17 protein-coding genes are annotated in these 16,864 nt (G+C 60.1%); 8 read left to right on the top strand and 9 right to left on the bottom strand.

What is annotated here, in order from left to right; translation table 11 throughout:
- Positions 1-102 precede the first annotated feature (102 nt).
- The gene (locus PMI29_RS01205; protein ID WP_008004284.1) at positions 103-1,227 is read left to right on the top strand and encodes a methyltransferase; all 1,125 of its coding nucleotides are present in this window, start codon (positions 103-105) and stop codon (positions 1,225-1,227) included.
- A gap of 65 nt (positions 1,228-1,292) precedes the next feature.
- Here PMI29_RS01205 and PMI29_RS31615 read toward each other — a convergent pair whose 3' ends face one another.
- The 3 genes from PMI29_RS31615 to PMI29_RS01215 form a co-directional block, all read right to left on the bottom strand.
- Positions 1,293-1,460 (bottom strand): DUF2474 domain-containing protein, encoded by a 168-nt coding sequence (locus PMI29_RS31615; protein ID WP_007975773.1) that lies wholly within the window; start codon positions 1,458-1,460, stop codon positions 1,293-1,295.
- A gap of 95 nt (positions 1,461-1,555) precedes the next feature.
- Positions 1,556-2,563, bottom strand: a complete 1,008-nt coding sequence (gene cydB / locus PMI29_RS01210; protein WP_008004281.1) for a cytochrome d ubiquinol oxidase subunit II — start codon at positions 2,561-2,563, stop codon at positions 1,556-1,558.
- Positions 2,564-2,566: 3 nt separating this feature from the next.
- Positions 2,567-4,003 carry a cytochrome ubiquinol oxidase subunit I gene (locus PMI29_RS01215; RefSeq protein ID WP_008004279.1) on the bottom strand — a complete coding sequence of 479 codons (1,437 nt, stop codon included), beginning with the start codon at positions 4,001-4,003 and terminating at the stop codon, positions 2,567-2,569.
- Positions 4,004-4,421: 418 nt separating this feature from the next.
- On the opposite strand from PMI29_RS01215, the gene PMI29_RS01220 reads away from it, so the two are divergent.
- Positions 4,422-5,672, top strand: a complete 1,251-nt coding sequence (locus PMI29_RS01220) for an MFS transporter (protein WP_008004277.1) — start codon at positions 4,422-4,424, stop codon at positions 5,670-5,672.
- Positions 5,673-5,677: 5 nt separating this feature from the next.
- On the opposite strand, the gene PMI29_RS01225 is transcribed toward PMI29_RS01220, so the two are convergent.
- Positions 5,678-6,229: a DJ-1 family glyoxalase III gene (locus tag PMI29_RS01225; protein ID WP_008004276.1), complete on the bottom strand. Its 552-nt coding sequence runs from the start codon at positions 6,227-6,229 to the stop codon at positions 5,678-5,680.
- Between the two features lie 68 nt (positions 6,230-6,297).
- On the bottom strand, positions 6,298-6,744 hold the full coding sequence (locus tag PMI29_RS01230; RefSeq protein ID WP_033052786.1) for a DUF4879 domain-containing protein: 447 nt from the start codon (positions 6,742-6,744) through the stop codon (positions 6,298-6,300).
- A 223-nt stretch (positions 6,745-6,967) separates the two neighbouring features.
- On the opposite strand from PMI29_RS01230, the gene PMI29_RS01235 reads away from it, so the two are divergent.
- Both PMI29_RS01235 and trmA read left to right on the top strand, forming a co-directional pair.
- The gene (locus PMI29_RS01235) at positions 6,968-8,263 is read left to right on the top strand and encodes an NCS2 family permease (RefSeq protein WP_008004270.1); all 1,296 of its coding nucleotides are present in this window, start codon (positions 6,968-6,970) and stop codon (positions 8,261-8,263) included.
- Positions 8,260-9,339: a tRNA (uridine(54)-C5)-methyltransferase TrmA gene (gene trmA / locus PMI29_RS01240; RefSeq protein ID WP_008004268.1), complete on the top strand. Its 1,080-nt coding sequence runs from the start codon at positions 8,260-8,262 to the stop codon at positions 9,337-9,339. Before PMI29_RS01235 ends, trmA begins: the two co-directional genes overlap by 4 nt.
- A 54-nt stretch (positions 9,340-9,393) precedes the next feature.
- Here the strand turns inward: trmA and PMI29_RS01245 are convergent, their stop codons facing one another.
- Positions 9,394-9,852, bottom strand: coding sequence for a DUF2442 domain-containing protein (locus tag PMI29_RS01245; protein ID WP_008004267.1), 459 nt, complete (start codon positions 9,850-9,852; stop codon positions 9,394-9,396).
- Positions 9,849-10,277 (bottom strand): hypothetical protein, encoded by a 429-nt coding sequence (locus PMI29_RS01250; protein WP_008004265.1) that lies wholly within the window; start codon positions 10,275-10,277, stop codon positions 9,849-9,851. The genes PMI29_RS01245 and PMI29_RS01250 overlap by 4 nt, the downstream gene beginning before the upstream one ends.
- 226 nt (positions 10,278-10,503) lie before the next feature.
- On the opposite strand from PMI29_RS01250, the gene PMI29_RS01255 reads away from it, so the two are divergent.
- The 3 genes from PMI29_RS01255 to PMI29_RS01265 all read left to right on the top strand — a co-directional run bounded on the left by PMI29_RS01255 (position 10,504) and on the right by PMI29_RS01265 (position 12,856).
- Entirely contained in the window at positions 10,504-11,415 is a 912-nt protein-coding gene (locus tag PMI29_RS01255; RefSeq protein WP_008004263.1) for a LysR family transcriptional regulator, read from the top strand.
- A gap of 140 nt (positions 11,416-11,555) precedes the next feature.
- Positions 11,556-11,996: a type II 3-dehydroquinate dehydratase gene (aroQ, locus tag PMI29_RS01260; RefSeq protein ID WP_008004262.1), complete on the top strand. Its 441-nt coding sequence runs from the start codon at positions 11,556-11,558 to the stop codon at positions 11,994-11,996.
- Positions 11,997-12,001: 5 nt separating this feature from the next.
- Positions 12,002-12,856: a shikimate dehydrogenase gene (locus PMI29_RS01265; protein ID WP_008004260.1), complete on the top strand. Its 855-nt coding sequence runs from the start codon at positions 12,002-12,004 to the stop codon at positions 12,854-12,856.
- A gap of 129 nt (positions 12,857-12,985) precedes the next feature.
- Here the strand turns inward: PMI29_RS01265 and PMI29_RS01270 are convergent, their stop codons facing one another.
- A complete protein-coding gene (locus tag PMI29_RS01270; protein ID WP_008004259.1) occupies positions 12,986-13,663 on the bottom strand; it encodes a TetR/AcrR family transcriptional regulator in 678 nt (225 codons plus the stop codon).
- Positions 13,664-13,765: 102 nt separating this feature from the next.
- Positions 13,766-15,667 (bottom strand): 3-dehydroshikimate dehydratase QuiC, encoded by a 1,902-nt coding sequence (gene quiC, locus PMI29_RS01275; protein ID WP_008004257.1) that lies wholly within the window; start codon positions 15,665-15,667, stop codon positions 13,766-13,768.
- Positions 15,668-15,935: 268 nt separating this feature from the next.
- Here quiC and PMI29_RS01280 point away from each other — a divergent pair.
- On the top strand, positions 15,936-16,864 hold a 929-nt coding region (locus PMI29_RS01280), incomplete at its 3' end, for an MFS transporter (protein WP_008004255.1).

Below are 16,864 nucleotides of genomic sequence, written 5' to 3'. Positions count from 1 at the left end.
GATGGCGTGTAGACCTACACGACGAAGTACACTCGGACAGCTCCGCCCGCTCCAACGCCTTCGGGCAGCGGGACATCCGTTGATTACCCAGAGCCCCGCCCCATGCCTTTGCTCGAAACACCCTTCGCCAGCCTCGACCTGATCCGCCAGCCCGAACAGCAGAACGAACCGCTGCAAGCTTTCGATGCGGCCGATGAATACCTGCTCAATCATCTGGCCGAACAACAGCCAGCGTCGGACACCCGGGTGTTGGTGCTCAATGACAGTTTCGGTGCGTTGGCGGCCAGCCTGGCGGGCAAGGTGCAGGTGGTCAGCAGCGGCGACTCGTTCCTGGCCTTCCAGGGCCTGGAAAAAAACCTGGTGCGCAACGGCCTGGCGTTTGATGCGGTGCCGAGCGTCCCCGCCAGCGAAACCCCTGTCGGGCCGTTCGACCGGGTGCTCATCCGTGTACCGAAAACCCTGGCGCTGCTGGAAGAACAACTGATCCGCCTGCAAGGCCAACTGGCACCCGGCGCCCAAGTGGTTGCCGCGGCCATGATCAAGCATCTGCCCCGGGCGGCGGGGGATTTGCTGGAGCGTTACATCGGCCCGGTGCAAGCCTCGTTGGCGGTGAAGAAGGCCCGGTTGTTGATCGCAACCGCTGAAACCAAAGTGCCCGCCGCCTCCCCCTTCCCGACCCGCTATCAGCTCGACGAACCGGCCATCGAACTGATCAACCACGCGAACGTGTTTTGTCGCGAAGGCCTCGACATCGGCACCCGGGCGTTTTTACCACATCTGCCGAAAAACCTCGGCTCGGCGCGGGTCGCCGATCTTGGTTGCGGCAACGGCGTTCTGGCCATCGCCAGCGCCCTGCAAAACCCCGAGGCCCACTACACGCTGGTGGACGAATCGTTCATGGCCGTGCAATCGGCGTCCGAGAACTGGCGTGCAACGCTGGGTGAACGGGAAGTGATCGTGCGTGCCGGCGATGGCCTGGCCGGCCAGGAACCGCAATCGCTTGACGTCGTGCTGTGCAATCCACCGTTTCACCAGCAACAAGTGGTGGGCGACTTCCTGGCCTGGCGGATGTTCCAGCAGGCGCGCGAAGCGCTGGTCGTGGGTGGCGCGCTGTATATCGTCGGCAATCGTCACCTGGGTTACCACAGCAAGCTGGCGCGATTGTTCCGTGGCGTCGAGCAAGTGGCGGCCAATCCGAAATTCGTGATTCTCAAGGCGCGCAAGTAACAGGCAAAAAAAAACCCTCCGGTCGGAGGGTCGTAAATCCGTGCCTTGAGGCCACGGGAGAGATGTCAGTGCGTGGTCAGGCCGGCAGCGTTCATGAACAGACGCATCAGGCTGGCGACGATGAACAAGGCGCCCACGCTGCCGACCCAGATCAGGGCCAACCAGCCGAGCCGCTGCCACAGCGGCTTTTTTTCGGCTTCTTCAATGTCGTGCAGGGAATGTTTGGCGGCCATAACGTCAATCCTCTTCAATATTGATGGCGTCGCATCCGACGCCATCGTCGGAGCGCCGCCCGGATCAAGCTCGCTCCCACAGGTTTTCTATAGGGCTAGTGGTAACCGTCTTCATGGGTGACCTTGCCGCGGAACACGTAGTAACTCCAGAAGGTGTAGCCCAGGATGAACGGGATGATGAACAGCGTGCCCACCAGCATGAAGCCCTGGCTTTGCGGCGGCGCGGCGGCGTCCCAGATCGAGATCGACGGCGGGATGATGTTCGGCCACAGGCTGATGCCTAACCCGCTGTAACCGAGGAAGATCAGCACCAGGGTCAGCAGGAACGGCGTGTAGTGCGCATTGCGGGCCACGGCGCGGATCAGGCCGTACATCGTGACCAGCACCAGAATCGGCACCGGCATGAACCAGAACAGATTCGGCATGGTGAACCAGCGTGCGGCGATTTCTGCATGGGCCAGCGGGGTCCAGATGCTGACGACGCCGATCACCGCCAGCAGCACGAAGGCCAATGGCCGTGCCAGGTCATGCATCTGTTCCTGCAACTTGCCTTCGGTCTTCATGATCAGCCAGGTGCATCCGAGCAACGCATAGGCCACCACCAGCGCCGCACCACAGAACATCGTGAACGGCGTCAGCCAGTCCAGTGAACCACCGGCGAACTGCCGGTTGACCACCGGCAAGCCATCGATGAACGCGCCGAGCGCAACGCCCTGGAAGAAGGTCGCAGTGAGCGAGCCACCGATGAACGCCTTGTCCCACAGGTGGCGCTTGTCGTCCCTGGCCTTGAAGCGGAACTCGAAGGCCACACCGCGAAAAATCAACCCGATCAACATCAGGATCAGCGGCAGGTACAACGCCGAGAGCACCACCGAATAGGCCAGCGGAAAGGCGCCGAACAACGCTGCGCCACCCAACACCAGCCAGGTCTCGTTGCCGTCCCAGACCGGGGCGACGGTGTTCATCATCACATCGCGATCCGTCTTGCCCGGAATGAACGGGAAGAGAATGCCGATGCCCAGGTCGAAACCGTCCATGACCACGTACATCATGATGCCGAAGATGATGATCACGGCCCAGATCAGCGGAAGATCAATACCCATGATTCAAATCTCCTTCGTCAGGCTGTGGCCGGCATCGGCGTGATCGTCGTCGGCGGCGGACAACGGACGGGCCGGTGTGCGTTTCTGGCCGGGGCCGCCGTCGTTGGTTTCCTTGCCTTCGTCGATCTTCGGCCCCTTGCGCACCAGGCGCATCATGTAGCCAAGACCGGCGCCAAACAGCGCGAAATAAACCACGACAAACAGGATCAGGGTGATGCTCATCTGCATGAAGCTATGGTTGGACGACGCATCCGCCGTACGCATCAGGCCGTAGACCACCCACGGCTGACGGCCGATTTCCGTGGTGAACCAGCCGGCGAGGATCGCGATCAGGCCTGACGGCCCCATCCACAACGCCAGGTACAGGAACGGCCGCGAGGTGTAGAGGGTGTCGCGCTTGCGCAGCCACAGACTCCACAAACCGGTGAAAATCATCAGGAAGCCCAGGCCCACCATGATCCGGAACGACCAGAACACAATGGTCGAATTTGGCCGGTCTTCAGGCGGGAACTCCTTGAGCGCCGGCACCTGTTTATCCAGGGAGTGCGTGAGGATCAGGCTGCCCAGATACGGGATTTCGACGGCGAATTTGGTTTTCTCCTCCTTCATGTCCGGCCAGCCGAACAGGATCAGCGGAGTTGCCTCGTTGCCCTTGTTTTCCCAATGGCCTTCGATCGCAGCGATTTTCGCTGGCTGATGCTCAAGTGTATTGAGGCCGTGGAAATCACCGATGACCGCCTGGATCGGCGCGACGATCAATGCCATCCACATGGCCATCGAAAGCATTTTGCGGATCGCCGGGTTGTCCTTGCCGCGCAGCAAATGCCAGGCCGCGGAGGAACCGACGAAGAAGGCCGTGGCGACGAAGGCTGCCGTGGCCATGTGCATCAGGCGATATGGGAACGACGGGTTGAAGATCACCGCCAGCCAGTCGGTGGGTATGACCTGACCGTTGACGATCTCAAAGCCCTGCGGGGTCTGCATCCAGCTGTTGGAGGCCAGGATCCAGAAGGTCGAGATCAGTGTGCCGATGGCGACCATGACCGTGGCAAAGAAGTGCAGCTTGCGCCCGACCTTGTTCCAGCCAAACAGCATGACGCCGAGGAATCCGGCTTCGAGGAAGAACGCCGTGAGCACTTCATAGGTCAGCAACGGCCCGGTCACGGAACCGGCGAAGTCCGAGAAGCGGCTCCAGTTGGTGCCGAACTGATAGGCCATCACCAGACCGGAAACCACCCCCATGCCGAAGTTAACGGCAAAGATCTTCGACCAGAAATGGTAGAGGTCACGGTAGGTGTCGTTATGGGTTTTCAACCACAGGCCTTCGAGTACCGCCAGGTAACTCGCCAGGCCGATGGTGATGGCCGGAAACAGGATGTGGAACGAGATGGTGAACGCGAACTGAATTCGGGCGAGATCAAGTGCCTCTAAACCGAACATAAGTCTTCCTCTGTCAGGTAGTACGGCTGCTGGCTGGAAGCCTGCACCCACGGCCCCCACGGATATGGAGTGTGGCGAATCTCTGTTTGTTCTTTTTTTGTACGCATCACAACGCAGGGAGTCTGGCCTTGCGGCCGCCGGATCAATTCCTTTTGCGGGTTTTGATCTGGATCAATCAACGTTGAAAGAGTAGTCCCAATTTCGGGGATGAACCGCGTGGTCTTTTGCCGCGTGACAAGTTGCCTCATGGCCTTGGTCACGAGCTGAAATACATTTCCTGTGGGAGCAGGCTCGCTCCCACAGTTAATGGCAGTGTTCTCGATATCGATGTCTGGCTAACTAATTTTTTTGTCACGGCAACTTTCTGTTACAGGTTGGTGATAATCTCGCCGTTCCCCCTCCCCAGATTCCCCCGCAGATGCCCAGCCAAGAGCCCTTGCTGTTACGTCACCATCGCCCATTTCTCGCGTTCTGGCTGGCCAGGATATTTACCGCCAGCGGCTTCCAGATGCTCACCGTGGCCATCGGCTGGAACCTGTATCAATTGACCGGCGACGTGCTCGACCTGGGTCTGGTCGGCCTGGTCGAGTTCGCCCCCCGCGTGCTGTTCATGCTGCACACAGGGCACGTCGCCGACCGCTATGACCGGCGCAAGGTCGCGGCGATCTGCCAGTCCTTGCAGGCATTGATCGCCCTGTCGCTGGCCATCGGCAGCGCGACCGACCACGTCACCCGGGAGATGATCTTTATCCTGGCCTTCCTGCTCGGTGCCGCTCGCTCCTTTGAAATGCCGACCACCCAGGCCCTGCTGCCAAGCATCGTGCCCAGCGCGCTGTTTCCCCGCGCGGTGGCCGCCGCCCAATCGGCCCAGCAGTCGGCCACCATCGTCGCCCCGGCCCTCGGCGGTTTGCTCTACGCCTTCGGCAGCGTCTGGGTGTATGGCCCGACGGTGCTGCTGTACGTCATCGCCTGCTCGCTGATGCTCAACCTGCCGGCCCGGCAGACGCCGCTGAACAAAGGCAAGGCCACGCTGGATTCACTGCTCGCGGGCATTCGCTTCATCCGCAGTCGTCCGGACATTCTCGGGGCGATCTCCCTCGATCTGTTTGCGGTGCTGTTGGGAGGAGCGACGGCGTTGCTGCCGGTGTTTGCCAAGGACATCCTGCTGACCGGCCCGTGGGGGCTGGGCCTGCTGCGCTCGGCACCGGCAGTGGGTGCGCTACTGATGTCGCTGTTCCTGGCGCGGTTTGCAGTGGAACGCAATGTCGGGCGGGTGATGTTCACCGCCGTGGGCATCTTCGGCGTGGCAACCATCGCCTTCGGCCTGTCGACCTCGTTCTGGTTTTCCCTGGCGGTGCTGGTGGTGTTGGGCGCGGCAGACATGATCAGCATGGTGATCCGCGCCTCGTTCGTGCAACTGGAAACCCCGGACGAAATGCGTGGCCGGGTCAGCGCTGTGAACGGCTTGTTCATAGGTGCCTCGAACCAGTTGGGCGAATTCGAATCGGGCCTGACTGCCCACTGGTTCGGCACCGTGCCAGCCGTGGTCATGGGCGGGATCGGTACCCTGGTGGTGACCGGAGTGTGGGTCAAACTGTTCCCGACCCTGGCCAGCCGCGATCGCATGCACGTGGCTAAAGATGAAGAGAAGGAAGAAGCGAAAGTCTAAGCAGGCTAAACCAACAACTCCCCCGCCACCGCCGCACGTGTGGCTTTTCCGCAGAGTTGTTCCACCAGCGTCAGGGCAAATGCCAATGCGCCAGCCGAGCCCTGGGCGGTGATGCAATTGCCATCGACCACCACCGGTTGATCGACGAAGTTACAGCCCAACAGTTGATGGCTGGCGGATGGCAGACAGGTCATGCGCCGTTGACGCAATACACCAAAGGCTTGCAGCGCCACGGCGGGCGCTTCGGCGATACCGGCGAACAGGCGACCGGCTGCCGCCTGATCCTTGATCAATTGTTGCAGGGGTTGGTGTGCTGCCAAGTGCTGCGCCCCCACCGCGCCACCCGGCAAGGCGATCAGGTCGAAGGGTTGCGCCAGCAAGTCCACCAGCATCGCATCGGACGTCAGGCGAGTGCCGCGGGCGCAGGTAAGCATGCGCCGCCCTTCGATACTGGCCACCACCACTTCTATTTTGGCGCGGCGCAGTACGTCGATCAGGGTCACGGTTTGCAGGTCATCGGTGCCCTCGGCGAGGGCTATCAAGGCTCTAAAGGTCATCGGGTACTGTCCACGGAATGATCTTTTAAGCGTAGTCAGCTTTCCCGCGCCTTGTTCGGGACATGTGGCTACTGGACGTAAAGCTGCGTCGACATCGTATTGCCGGGCGCATTGATCGAGGTATTACTGAAGGTCAGTGTGCCTTCCTGCTTGCCAGCCAGATCGAGGGCATACAAATAGCCGACGGTTTTCTCGCCAGGCGTACAACTGGTCAAGTTGCCATTCTTGAACGCGCAGACCGGTGTACGCGTGCCGTTCACCTCAAAACCGTCCAGGGCGACATGGGCCTCGCGTCCATAACCCACTTCCAGCACGTACACCGTGATGTTCGGGCCATTGTGATCGCAGCGAGTCCGGGTTTGCCCTTCGTCGATATTTTCAACGCCACAGGACGGCGACGCGACTTTGAGCACTTTCAATTGCGTCAGTGGCGCAGCCGAGGCCGCCACGACCGTTTGGGTCCCGAGAAGCAACGCCATCAATACGCCGAACACGCTAACCAGACGCCTTTTCATGCAGTACCTTTCCACCCCGAAAAACCAGCGCGCAGTATGGCGCACTTGGCTTTGTCGCAAAACATCGACGACGATCACCGCCATAAGCAGCCATATTCCCAAGCTACTGGTATGATGCGCGGCTTTTTCCGGCCCACAGTAATTTCCAGGCGCGTTCTGCTGCCTGTGCTTTGCTGTTGAGGTCGATACATTCACGGCGCCCGGCGCGCCACGGGGAGCAGACATGCTGGAAAGGCTGTTTCAACTCAAGGCACACAACACCAACGTGCGGACCGAGATTCTGGCGGGCGTCACGACCTTTTTGGCCATGGCCTACATTCTGTTCGTCAACCCGAGCATCCTCGGCGAGACCGGCATGGACAAGGGCGCGGTGTTCGTCGCCACCTGTCTGGCAGCCGCCATAGGCTCCACGACCATGGGCCTGATCGCCAACTACCCGATCGCCCTCGCGCCAGGCATGGGTCTGAACGCCTTCTTCACCTATACCGTGGTCCTGCACATGGGCCACACCTGGCAAGTTGCACTGGGCGCGGTGTTCATCTCGGCGGTGTGCTTCTTCCTGCTGTCGATCTTCCGCATCCGTGAATGGATCATCAACAGCATCCCGCTGCCGCTGCGCTCGGCGATCGCTGCCGGCATCGGCCTGTTCCTGGCGCTGATCGCACTGCACAACGCCGGTATCGTGGTCAGCAACCCGGCGACCATGGTCGGCCTCGGCGACCTGAAACAACCGGCTCCGATCCTCGCCACCCTCGGTTTTGCCCTGATCGTCGCGCTTGAAGCCCTTGCCGTGCGCGGTGCAGTGCTGATCGGCATTCTGGTGGTGACCATCGTTTCGATCGTGATGGGCTTCACTCCGTTCGGCGGCGTGATGTCGATGCCACCATCGCTGGCCCCGACCTTCCTGCAACTGGACATCAAGGGCGCACTGGACATCGGTCTGGTCAGCGTGATTTTTGCGTTCCTGTTCGTCGACCTGTTCGATAACTCCGGCACTTTGATCGGTGTGGCCAAGCGTGCCGGTTTGATGCGCAAAGACGGCCACATGCCGAAAATGGGCCGCGCGCTGATCGCCGACAGTACTGCGGCGATGGCCGGCTCCCTGCTGGGCACCTCGACCACCACCAGCTACATCGAATCCGCCGCCGGTGTGAGTGCCGGTGGCCGCACCGGCCTGACCGCCATCGTGGTGGCGATCCTGTTCCTGCTGGCGCTGTTCTTCTCGCCACTGGCCGCCAGCGTTCCTGCCTTCGCTACTGCACCGGCCCTGCTGTTCGTCGCCGTGCTGATGACATCCGGCCTGGCCGAAATAGACTGGGACGACATCACTGTTGCCGCTCCCGTGGTGATCACCGCGCTGGCAATGCCATTCACTTACTCCATCGCCAATGGCATCGCCTTCGGTTTCATTTCCTGGACCGCCATCAAGCTGATGTCCGGTCGTGGCCGTGAACTGAACCCGGCGCTGGTGATCCTGTCGATTCTGTTCGTGATCAAGCTGGGTTGGTTCAACGCATGACTTTTGATTCCCAGGCCTACGCCGTTCAGCTCGAAGAAAAGGTCACGCGCTTGCGTGACCTGCTGGCCCCGTTCGATGCGCCCGAGCCAGCCGTTTTCGATTCGCCGCTGAAAAACTTCCGCCTGCGCGCCGAGTTCCGCCTGTGGCGTGAAGCCGGCGAGCGTCATTACGCGATGTTTTCCCAGGAAGACAAACGTACGCCAATCCTGATCGAAGAGTTCCCGATTGCCAGCCTGCGCATCAACCAGTTGATGCCGCAGCTAAAGGCTGCATGGCAAGCCAGCGCCGCCCTGAGCCACAAGCTGTTTCAGGTCGAGTTCCTGACCACCCTGGCCGGCGATGCGATGATCACCCTGTGTTATCACCGCCCGCTGGACGAGCACTGGCACGCCGCGGCTTCGAAACTGGCCGCGGACCTGAACGTCAGCATCATTGGCCGCTCCAAGGGCAAGCGCGAAGTCATTGGCCACGATTACGTGGTCGAGCAACTGGACGTCGGCGGCCGCACTTTCAGCTACCGCCAGCCGGAAGGCGCGTTCACCCAGCCCAACGGCACGGTGAACCAGAAGATGCTCAACTGGGCGTACGATGCGCTCGGGGATCGCGCCGATGATTTGCTGGAGTTGTATTGCGGCAACGGCAACTTCACCCTGCCGCTCGCCACCCGCGTACGCAAAGTGCTGGCCACCGAAATCAGCAAGACCTCGGTCAACGCGGCGCTGAGCAATCTCAGCGAAAACGCGGTGGATAACGTCACCCTGGTGCGCTTGTCCGCCGAAGAGCTGACCGAAGCCCTGAATGAAGTGCGCCCGTTCCGCCGCCTGCACGGCATCGACCTCAAGAGCTACGAGTTCGGCAGTGTGTTCGTCGACCCGCCCCGCGCCGGCATGGACCCGGACACCTGCGAACTGACGCGGCGCTTCGACAACATCCTGTACATCTCCTGCAATCCGGAGACCCTGGCAGCCAACATCGCCCAACTGCACGACACCCACCGCATCAGCCGGTGTGCGATGTTCGACCAGTTCCCGTGGACCCATCACATGGAATCCGGGGTGATGTTGACCCGGCGTTGATGGCATCTGCCAGGCACAAAAAAGCCGTCTTCACGACGGCTTTTTTGTGGGCACTTACACGACAACATCGACCTTGCGCGGGCGCCCGCCTTTCCTGCCGTTGGCCCGCGCGGCTTCAGACTTTGCGGCGCTGCTCTGGCGACCATTGCGCGAAGCGACGACCGAGGCCGCCATGGCCATCAGCGGCTTGCTCGCAGAAATCATCCCGGCGATAGATACATGCAGATCCTTGTCTTCATGGCACAGTGCAGTACCCGCGTAGCCGACAGTCAGACTGGCGTAGTCCTCGGCCTCAAAATCATCGAACTCCGGATAGTTGGCCACGGGCAACAATACGCCGCTGCCGTCTTCGAAGACCACTGCCAGACAGGGGGCCAGACAGAGAGCCAGGTAGGTAACCGCTGTCGCTTGCAGGCTGTTTTTTCTGCGTGACTCGCCACGCTCAATGGCTTTGCTCAGGCTGCTTTCCGTTACGGGATTATCGGCCTGAACCTTGGCTCTTATCGTTTTCATAACTCGATCTCCACACTTTCCTGTGCACCGATCAGGGACAGCAACGTCTTGTTCGATTCAGGTACGTAGCAAGCCGATCCAATCATATTGGTCGTGCTGACAACCTTTTTCACCACAACGACTTCGTTGCTTTGCCAGTCCCACAGTTGATTATCAAGACAGACCGTTTGTAGTTTTCGCCACCAGACGCCGCGGGCGCGCTGCAAATGGGCAGGTTGCTTGAGCGACTGGCGCAAACCCTCAAGCACCGCCAACGGTGGCCGACGCGAAAGCGGAACAACATCCCAGAGCTCGACGCCGTTATGCCAAAAGCTGAACCTGAATCTCGCACTCCACGTACCCGCGTCCACATGCGCATGAGGCGGACAATGCTCGTCTCGCAACATGATCACTACCGACAGTCCTTTGAAACTGCATACCTTCATATTAACCCATCCGTTAGGTTAATGGATCCGAGGACCCGACACTCCGTGGAAAAACCGACCACTGGCATTGGCGGCCGAATCATTTCTTCCGTCATCAGGCTAGCGTCCTGGCAATTCCCGGACCTGCGGAACACCACGCGATTTGGTAAGAAATCCTTTCTTTACAGCGCGGGCACCTGATAAATACTGATCCAGCTTCTTCATTTGATCCCCGGTGTAATCAATCATGCAGCGACAATTCGACGATCTTCAGTTGGGCAGCATTGAGCTGTTTTGCCTGGCCGCCGAGGCTGGCAGTTTTACTGCCGCGGCGCTGGTGGCAGGTGTCACGCCCGCTGCCGTGAGCCGATCGGTGTCGCGCATGGAAGAACGCCTGGGCGTGCGCCTGTTCGCGCGCACCACGCGTAGCGTGAAGCTCACTGACAGTGGTCGCCGTTATTACGAAGAATGTCGCCAGGCCCTGGCGCAACTGGTCGAGGCTCAGCGTGAGGTGATGGGCCAGCAGCAAGTGCCGTCCGGTACTTTGCGCATCAGTATTCCGACCACCTACGCGCATCATCGAATCCTGCCGCTGTTGCCCGGGTTCCGCGCGCGCTATCCGGCGGTGAAGGTCGAGTCGCATATCAGCAATCGCAACATCGATTTCGTCGGCGAAGGCTACGACATGGCGATTCGCGTGCGAGCCATCCCGGACTCAGGGCTGATCGCCCGCCCGCTGGAAGATGCCGCCCTGGTGATGATCGCCAGCCCTGATTACCTGAAACGGGCCGGCACTCCGCAGACCCTCGACGATCTCGAACAGCACGAATGCATTCAGTACGAATTGCCCAGCAGCGGCCGGCGCATTGCCTGGTTGTTCAACGATGAAGGCGTGCCCCGGGAGATTCTGGCCGAGGGCAACCTCAGTTGTTCCGATGATGTACTGGGCGGTGTCACTTTGGCCAAACACGGGGCGGGGTTGTTTCAGACCTATCGTTTTATCGTGGAAAAGGAACTGGCCGACGGCTCGCTGGTGGAAGTGCTCAAGCCCTATGGCGGGCGCTCGAGGCCGTTTACCTTGCTGTACCCGCAAAGTCGCCATGTGCCGTTGCGATTGAGGGCGTTTATCGATTTCCTCGTGGAGCACCTGCCGCGCTGACCTGCGAAAGCGTCCGATCACCGCCCACAAACAGCCAGCATGCCTTCACTTCAATTGACCAAATTAACCAGTTAGTACAATTTATCTCCACAGGCTGAAACACTCGGCCGATTCCAAAAATAATAAGTGGAGAGATTCCGATGTCCCCTATCGTTCTGGTGCTCAACGGCCCGAACCTGAACCTGCTCGGCACCCGTGAACCCGCGACTTACGGCCACGAAACCCTGGCAGACATATCGACCATGTGCGCACGTGCCGCCGAAGAGTTCGGCCTGGCAGTGGAGTTTCGCCAGACCAACCATGAAGGCGAACTGCTCGACTGGATTCACGCCGCCCGCGGTCGTTGCGCCGGGATCGTCATCAATCCTGCTGCATGGACTCACACCTCGGTCGCCATCCGCGACGCCCTGGTCGCCAGCGAACTGCCGGTAATTGAAGTCCATCTGTCCAACGTGCATGCCCGCGAGCCATTTCGCCACCACTCGTTCGTATCCGCCATTGCGACGGCGGTGATGGCCGGTTTTGGCAGTCACGGCTATCGCCTGGCGCTGGAACACTTCAGTCATCGTTTGAAGGGGTGATCGCCGTGACTCAGAACCACGTGATACTGGCCGGGCTGATCGGTGCCGGCATCCAGGCTTCCCGCACACCGGCCTTGCACGAGCATGAAGGCGATTCCCAGGGGCTGCGCTACCTCTATCGCCTGATAGATCTTGATCAGTTGAAACTCGACAGCAACGCCCTGCCCGACCTGCTGATGGCTGCCGAACGGATGAACTTCACCGGGCTGAACATCACCTTTCCATGCAAGCAGGCGATCATCCCGCTGCTCGACGAACTCTCGCCGGAGGCCCGCGGTATCGGCGCGGTCAACACGGTGGTGCTCAAGGACGGCAAACGCATCGGCCACAACACCGACTGCCTGGGCTTTGCCGAGGGTTTTCGCCGGGGCTTGAAGGGCGTTGCCGTTGAACGTGTCGTACAGATGGGTGCCGGTGGTGCAGGTGCGGCGGTGGCCCACGCGTTGTTGAGCGAAGGCGTACAACAACTGAGCATTTTTGACGTGGACATCCGCCGCGCCCAGGATCTGGCCGACAATCTCAATCAGCATTTCGATGTAGCTCGAGCGGTGGCCGGGTATGACCTGCCCAGCGCCATGGCCCAGGCTGACGGCCTGGTGAACACCACGCCAATGGGCATGAAAAAACTGCCAGGCATGCCGGTGCCGGTCGAGCTGCTGCGGGCCGAATTGTGGGTGGCGGAGATCGTTTACTTCCCGCTGGAAACCGAATTGCTGCGCAACGCCCGCGCCCTCGGTTGCCGGACGCTGGACGGTGGCAACATGGCGGTGTTTCAGGCGGTGAAGGCGTTCGAATTGTTCAGCGGCGTGGTACCGGATGCCCAGCGAATGCTTGAGCATTTCCAGAGCATGAATGACTGACGCAACTTGTAGGAGCGAGCTTGCTCGCGATGGACGTTAACGATGATGCGGGCTGCCTGGCTGAACGCGGCGCTCTTGCATCCATCGCCAGCAGGCTGGCTTCCTACAAAGGCGATTCACACAGCTGAATCACGCCTGCAGGTACCGCAGAACCGCCTCGCAAATCATCTCGCGATGACGCTGCTTGATGCGCTCATCCGGCAAGTCGATCTGGAAAATCTCACCTACGGTATGGCGGTTCGAGACGCGATAAAAGCAGAACGAACTGATCAGCAGATGCACATCCAGCGGCACCAGGCCGGCGCGGAAGACACCCTCTTCTACGCCACGACGCAAAATCACATCAAGGGAATCGAGAACGGTGTTGTTCATCGCCCTGATCGCCTCGGAACGCTTCACATACTCGGCGTTGTGGATGTTTTCGATACTGACGATGCGCACGAAATCGACGTTGCGATCATGGTGATCGAAGGTGAACTCAACCATCCGCCGAATCGCTTCCACCGGCGCCAGTTCGGTCAGGTGCAGGCGGCTTTCGGTGCTGCGGATATCGCCGTAAAGCTTCTCCAGGACCTCGACGTAGAGCTGCTCCTTACTGCCGAAGTAGTAATAGATCATGCGCTTGGAGGTGTGGATGCGCTCGGCGATGGCATCGACGCGAGCACCGGAAAGCCCCTGTTGGACGAATTCGACGATCGCCTCCTGCAGGATGTTCTCGCGGGTCTTTTCCGGATTGTTCTTGCGACTCTTGCGCGGCTCGACACCCGGTTCTACGGAGGCTGCGGGGAGTTCTGAGTTCATTGTCATTGCGGGCTCACGGCCATCACTGCACAGGCTGGCGATTATGGGCTGCGCGACACGGTGAAGGAAGCCGCGCAGCCCACGTTTAATCCCGCGTTTACGAATTTCCTACAACTTCGCCTGACGCAGTGCACCGCTACGGGATTTGGCCATGGCCGCCAGGCGCACCGCGACGTTGGCCGCGCCGTAGCCGGCATAAGCGTTTTTACGCTGGATGATCTCAAAGAAGAATCGCCCCTCGAACGGCTCGGTGTACACATGAAACAGTTCACCGCCCTGGGCGTCGCGGTCGTACAACACGTTGTAGTAGGCCAGTTCGCTGAGGAACTCTTCGTCAAAATCGAACCGCGCCGCCAGGTCATCGTAGTAGTTGAGCGGGATATCCAGCAGCGGCACGCCCGCCTCTTTTGCACGGCTGACCTGGGCAAAGATGTCATCACAATCAAAGGCGATGTGATGCACACCGGAGCCGCGATAACTCGACAGAGCGTGTGAGATCGCAGTGTTACGGTTCTCGGAAATGTTCAGCGGCAGGCGGATCGAACTGTCGCGACTGCGCAAGGCGCGGCTCTTCACCAGACCATAAGGATCCGGCAGCACGACTTCATCGTCCGCCTCGAAATCCAGCAGGCTCTTATAGAACAGCACCCAGCTGTCGAGGCTGTCGGCCGGCAGTGCCATGGCCATGTGGTCGATACGTTTGAGGCCGCCGCTGACCGGCGCTTGCGGGTACAGATTGAAGTCAGTGCCATAAACGTCGGCGTGCTGATCCACCAGATAAATCAGGCTGCCATCCGGTGCACGCACCGCCGCCAGCTCCAATTCGTTGGGGCCGACCAGTCCGCGATAGGGCTGGCCCTTGTAGGCCACGGCTCGGGCCAATGCGCTCGCGCTGTCCTTGACCCGCATGGCGGTCGCGCACAACGAAGGACCGTGGGCTTCGAAAAAGCTGTGGCCGAAGGAGTAAGGTTCTGAGTTGAGGATCAGGTTGATATCGCCCTGGCGCAGCAGACTGACGCTCTTGGAGCGATGCTGCCCGGCCTTGACGAACCCCAGTCGTTCCAGCCAATGGGAGAGCTTGGCGCCGAGGCTTTCGTCCACGGCAAACTCCAGAAACTCGATACCGTTGTACTCGCTGGCCTTGGGTGTTTCGAACAGAATCCCGGGGTTGGCCGCAGGCTTGTCTTGCTGCGCCAGACGCTCGCGGGTTTTCTCTTCAAGGTACAACAACGAGCGCAAGCCGTCGGCGGCGTTGGCTCGTGGCGGGGCTGCGCGGAAGCCATCGTTGAAGATTTCCAGCGACAATGGCCCGGTGTACCCGCTCTTGATGATCGGTGCGAGGAACCCCGGCAAGTCGAACTCACCCTGGCCCGGGAAGCAGCGAAAATGCCGGCTCCACTCCAGCACGTCCATGGCCAGGATCGGTGCGTCGGCCATTTGCACGAAGAAAATCTTGTCGCCGGGAATCTCGGCGATTGCACCTGGATCGCCCTTGAGCGACAAGGTGTGAAAGCTGTCCAGCAACACGCCAAGGCTTGGGTGATCGGCCTGACGCACGATGTTCCACACCTGTTGATACGTGTTCACATGCCGCCCCCAGGCCAGCGCTTCGTAACCGATGCGCAGGCCGCGTGCCCCGGCATGCTCAGCCAGCAGCCGCAAGTCGTCGACCAGAATCTGTTCATCACCGATGGACTCGGCCGAGGCGTTGCTGCACACCAGCACCAGGTCAGTGCCCAGCTCCTGCATCAGGTCGAACTTGCGCTCGGCGCGTTCCAGATTGCGCGACAGACGATCACGCCGACAGCCCTCGAAATCGCGGAACGGTTGAAACAGGGTGATGGCGATTCCGAGATCGGCGCACATCTGTTTAATTTCCCGCGGGCTGCCGTCGTAGTAGAGAAGGTCGTTTTCGAATATCTCGACGCCGTCGAATCCGGCGGCGGCAATGGCCTCTAGTTTTTCCGGCAGGGTGCCGCTCAAAGACACGGTGGCAATGGAACGCTGCATATTTAGGCTCCCGGTGGAGGCTTCGGCTACAGGGAATTTGCGCCGCTTTTAAAAGAGTGAGCGGATTATTGAGCCGGGTTGCCCATTGAGCAATTTAAAGTGTACTACCCAGTTAGTTTTGTGTTCGATTATCGAACACAATGGTGGTTGGCGAATTGACGATTTTTTGTCCACTGCCCAACATCGTCCTCACATTAAGTCCGGACACGCAGCACCGGCCGCGATGTCCAAAACACCAAATAACAAATTCAAAAAACGGGTGGTACACATGATTCCTTCCCAAAGCTCACGCATGGCTCCGGCCATGAACATCACTGCCGGTGGCATCGGCGACAAAATCCGCGGCGCCATGGCGGTCGGCAAAACCCGTTGGGGCATGCTGGCGCTCGTGTTTTTTGCCACCACCCTGAACTACATCGACCGCGCCGCCCTCGGCGTGATGCAGCCAATCCTGGCCAAGGAAATGAGCTGGACGGCGATGGACTACGCCAACATCAACTTCTGGTTCCAGGTCGGTTACGCGATCGGTTTCGTGTTGCAAGGCCGTTTGATCGACCGGGTCGGTGTCAAGCGCGTGTTTTTCTGCGCGGTGCTGCTCTGGAGTCTGGCGACCGGCGCCCACGGCCTGGCCACTTCGGCGGTCGGCTTCATGGTTTGTCGCTTCATCCTCGGCCTGACCGAAGCGGCCAACTACCCGGCTTGTGTGAAAACCACACGGCTGTGGTTTCCGGCCGGCGAGCGTGCCGTAGCCACCGGCATTTTCAACGCCGGCACCAACGTCGGCGCGATGTTCACGCCGATGCTGCTGCCACTGATCCTGCACGTCTGGGGTTGGCAAGCCGCGTTCCTGTGCATGTCGGCACTGGGCGGAATCTGGCTGCTGTTCTGGGGGCTGAAGTACTTCAACCCGGAGGATCACCCAAGCGTCAAACAGTCGGAACTGGACTACATCCAGCACGAAGTCGAACCGGAACAAACCCGCGTACCGTTCTCGAAAATCCTGCGCATGCGTGGCACCTGGGCCTTCGCCCTCGCCTACTCGATGACCGCGCCGGTGTTCTGGTTCTACCTGTACTGGCTGCCGCCGTTCCTCAACCAGCAATACAATCTGGGCATCAACGTGACCCAGATGGGTATCCCGCTGATCATCATCTATCTCACCGCCGACTTCGGCAGTGTCGGCGGCGGCATCCTCTC

It is taken from the genome of Pseudomonas sp. GM49, from assembly GCF_000282355.1.
Classification (GTDB): Bacteria; Pseudomonadota; Gammaproteobacteria; order Pseudomonadales; family Pseudomonadaceae; genus Aquipseudomonas.
This window is presented reverse-complemented; position numbering and strand designations above follow the sequence as displayed.

Bases quoted from the DNA above. Each gene is read 5' to 3' on its own strand.
- PMI29_RS01205 (WP_008004284.1), top strand. From the start codon at position 103: ATGCCTTTGCTCGAAACACCCTTCGCCAGCCTCGACCTGATCCGCCAG.
- PMI29_RS31615 (WP_007975773.1), bottom strand. From the start codon at position 1,460: ATGGCCGCCAAACATTCCCTGCACGACATTGAAGAAGCCGAAAAAAAG.
- cydB (WP_008004281.1), bottom strand. From the start codon at position 2,563: ATGGGTATTGATCTTCCGCTGATCTGGGCCGTGATCATCATCTTCGGC.
- PMI29_RS01215 (WP_008004279.1), bottom strand. From the start codon at position 4,003: ATGTTCGGTTTAGAGGCACTTGATCTCGCCCGAATTCAGTTCGCGTTC.
- PMI29_RS01220 (WP_008004277.1), top strand. From the start codon at position 4,422: ATGCCCAGCCAAGAGCCCTTGCTGTTACGTCACCATCGCCCATTTCTC.
- PMI29_RS01225 (WP_008004276.1), bottom strand. From the start codon at position 6,229: ATGACCTTTAGAGCCTTGATAGCCCTCGCCGAGGGCACCGATGACCTG.
- PMI29_RS01230 (WP_033052786.1), bottom strand. From the start codon at position 6,744: ATGAAAAGGCGTCTGGTTAGCGTGTTCGGCGTATTGATGGCGTTGCTT.
- PMI29_RS01235 (WP_008004270.1), top strand. From the start codon at position 6,968: ATGCTGGAAAGGCTGTTTCAACTCAAGGCACACAACACCAACGTGCGG.
- trmA (WP_008004268.1), top strand. From the start codon at position 8,260: ATGACTTTTGATTCCCAGGCCTACGCCGTTCAGCTCGAAGAAAAGGTC.
- PMI29_RS01245 (WP_008004267.1), bottom strand. From the start codon at position 9,852: ATGAAAACGATAAGAGCCAAGGTTCAGGCCGATAATCCCGTAACGGAA.
- PMI29_RS01250 (WP_008004265.1), bottom strand. From the start codon at position 10,277: ATGAAGGTATGCAGTTTCAAAGGACTGTCGGTAGTGATCATGTTGCGA.
- PMI29_RS01255 (WP_008004263.1), top strand. From the start codon at position 10,504: ATGCAGCGACAATTCGACGATCTTCAGTTGGGCAGCATTGAGCTGTTT.
- aroQ (WP_008004262.1), top strand. From the start codon at position 11,556: ATGTCCCCTATCGTTCTGGTGCTCAACGGCCCGAACCTGAACCTGCTC.
- PMI29_RS01270 (WP_008004259.1), bottom strand. From the start codon at position 13,663: ATGACAATGAACTCAGAACTCCCCGCAGCCTCCGTAGAACCGGGTGTC.
- quiC (WP_008004257.1), bottom strand. From the start codon at position 15,667: ATGCAGCGTTCCATTGCCACCGTGTCTTTGAGCGGCACCCTGCCGGAA.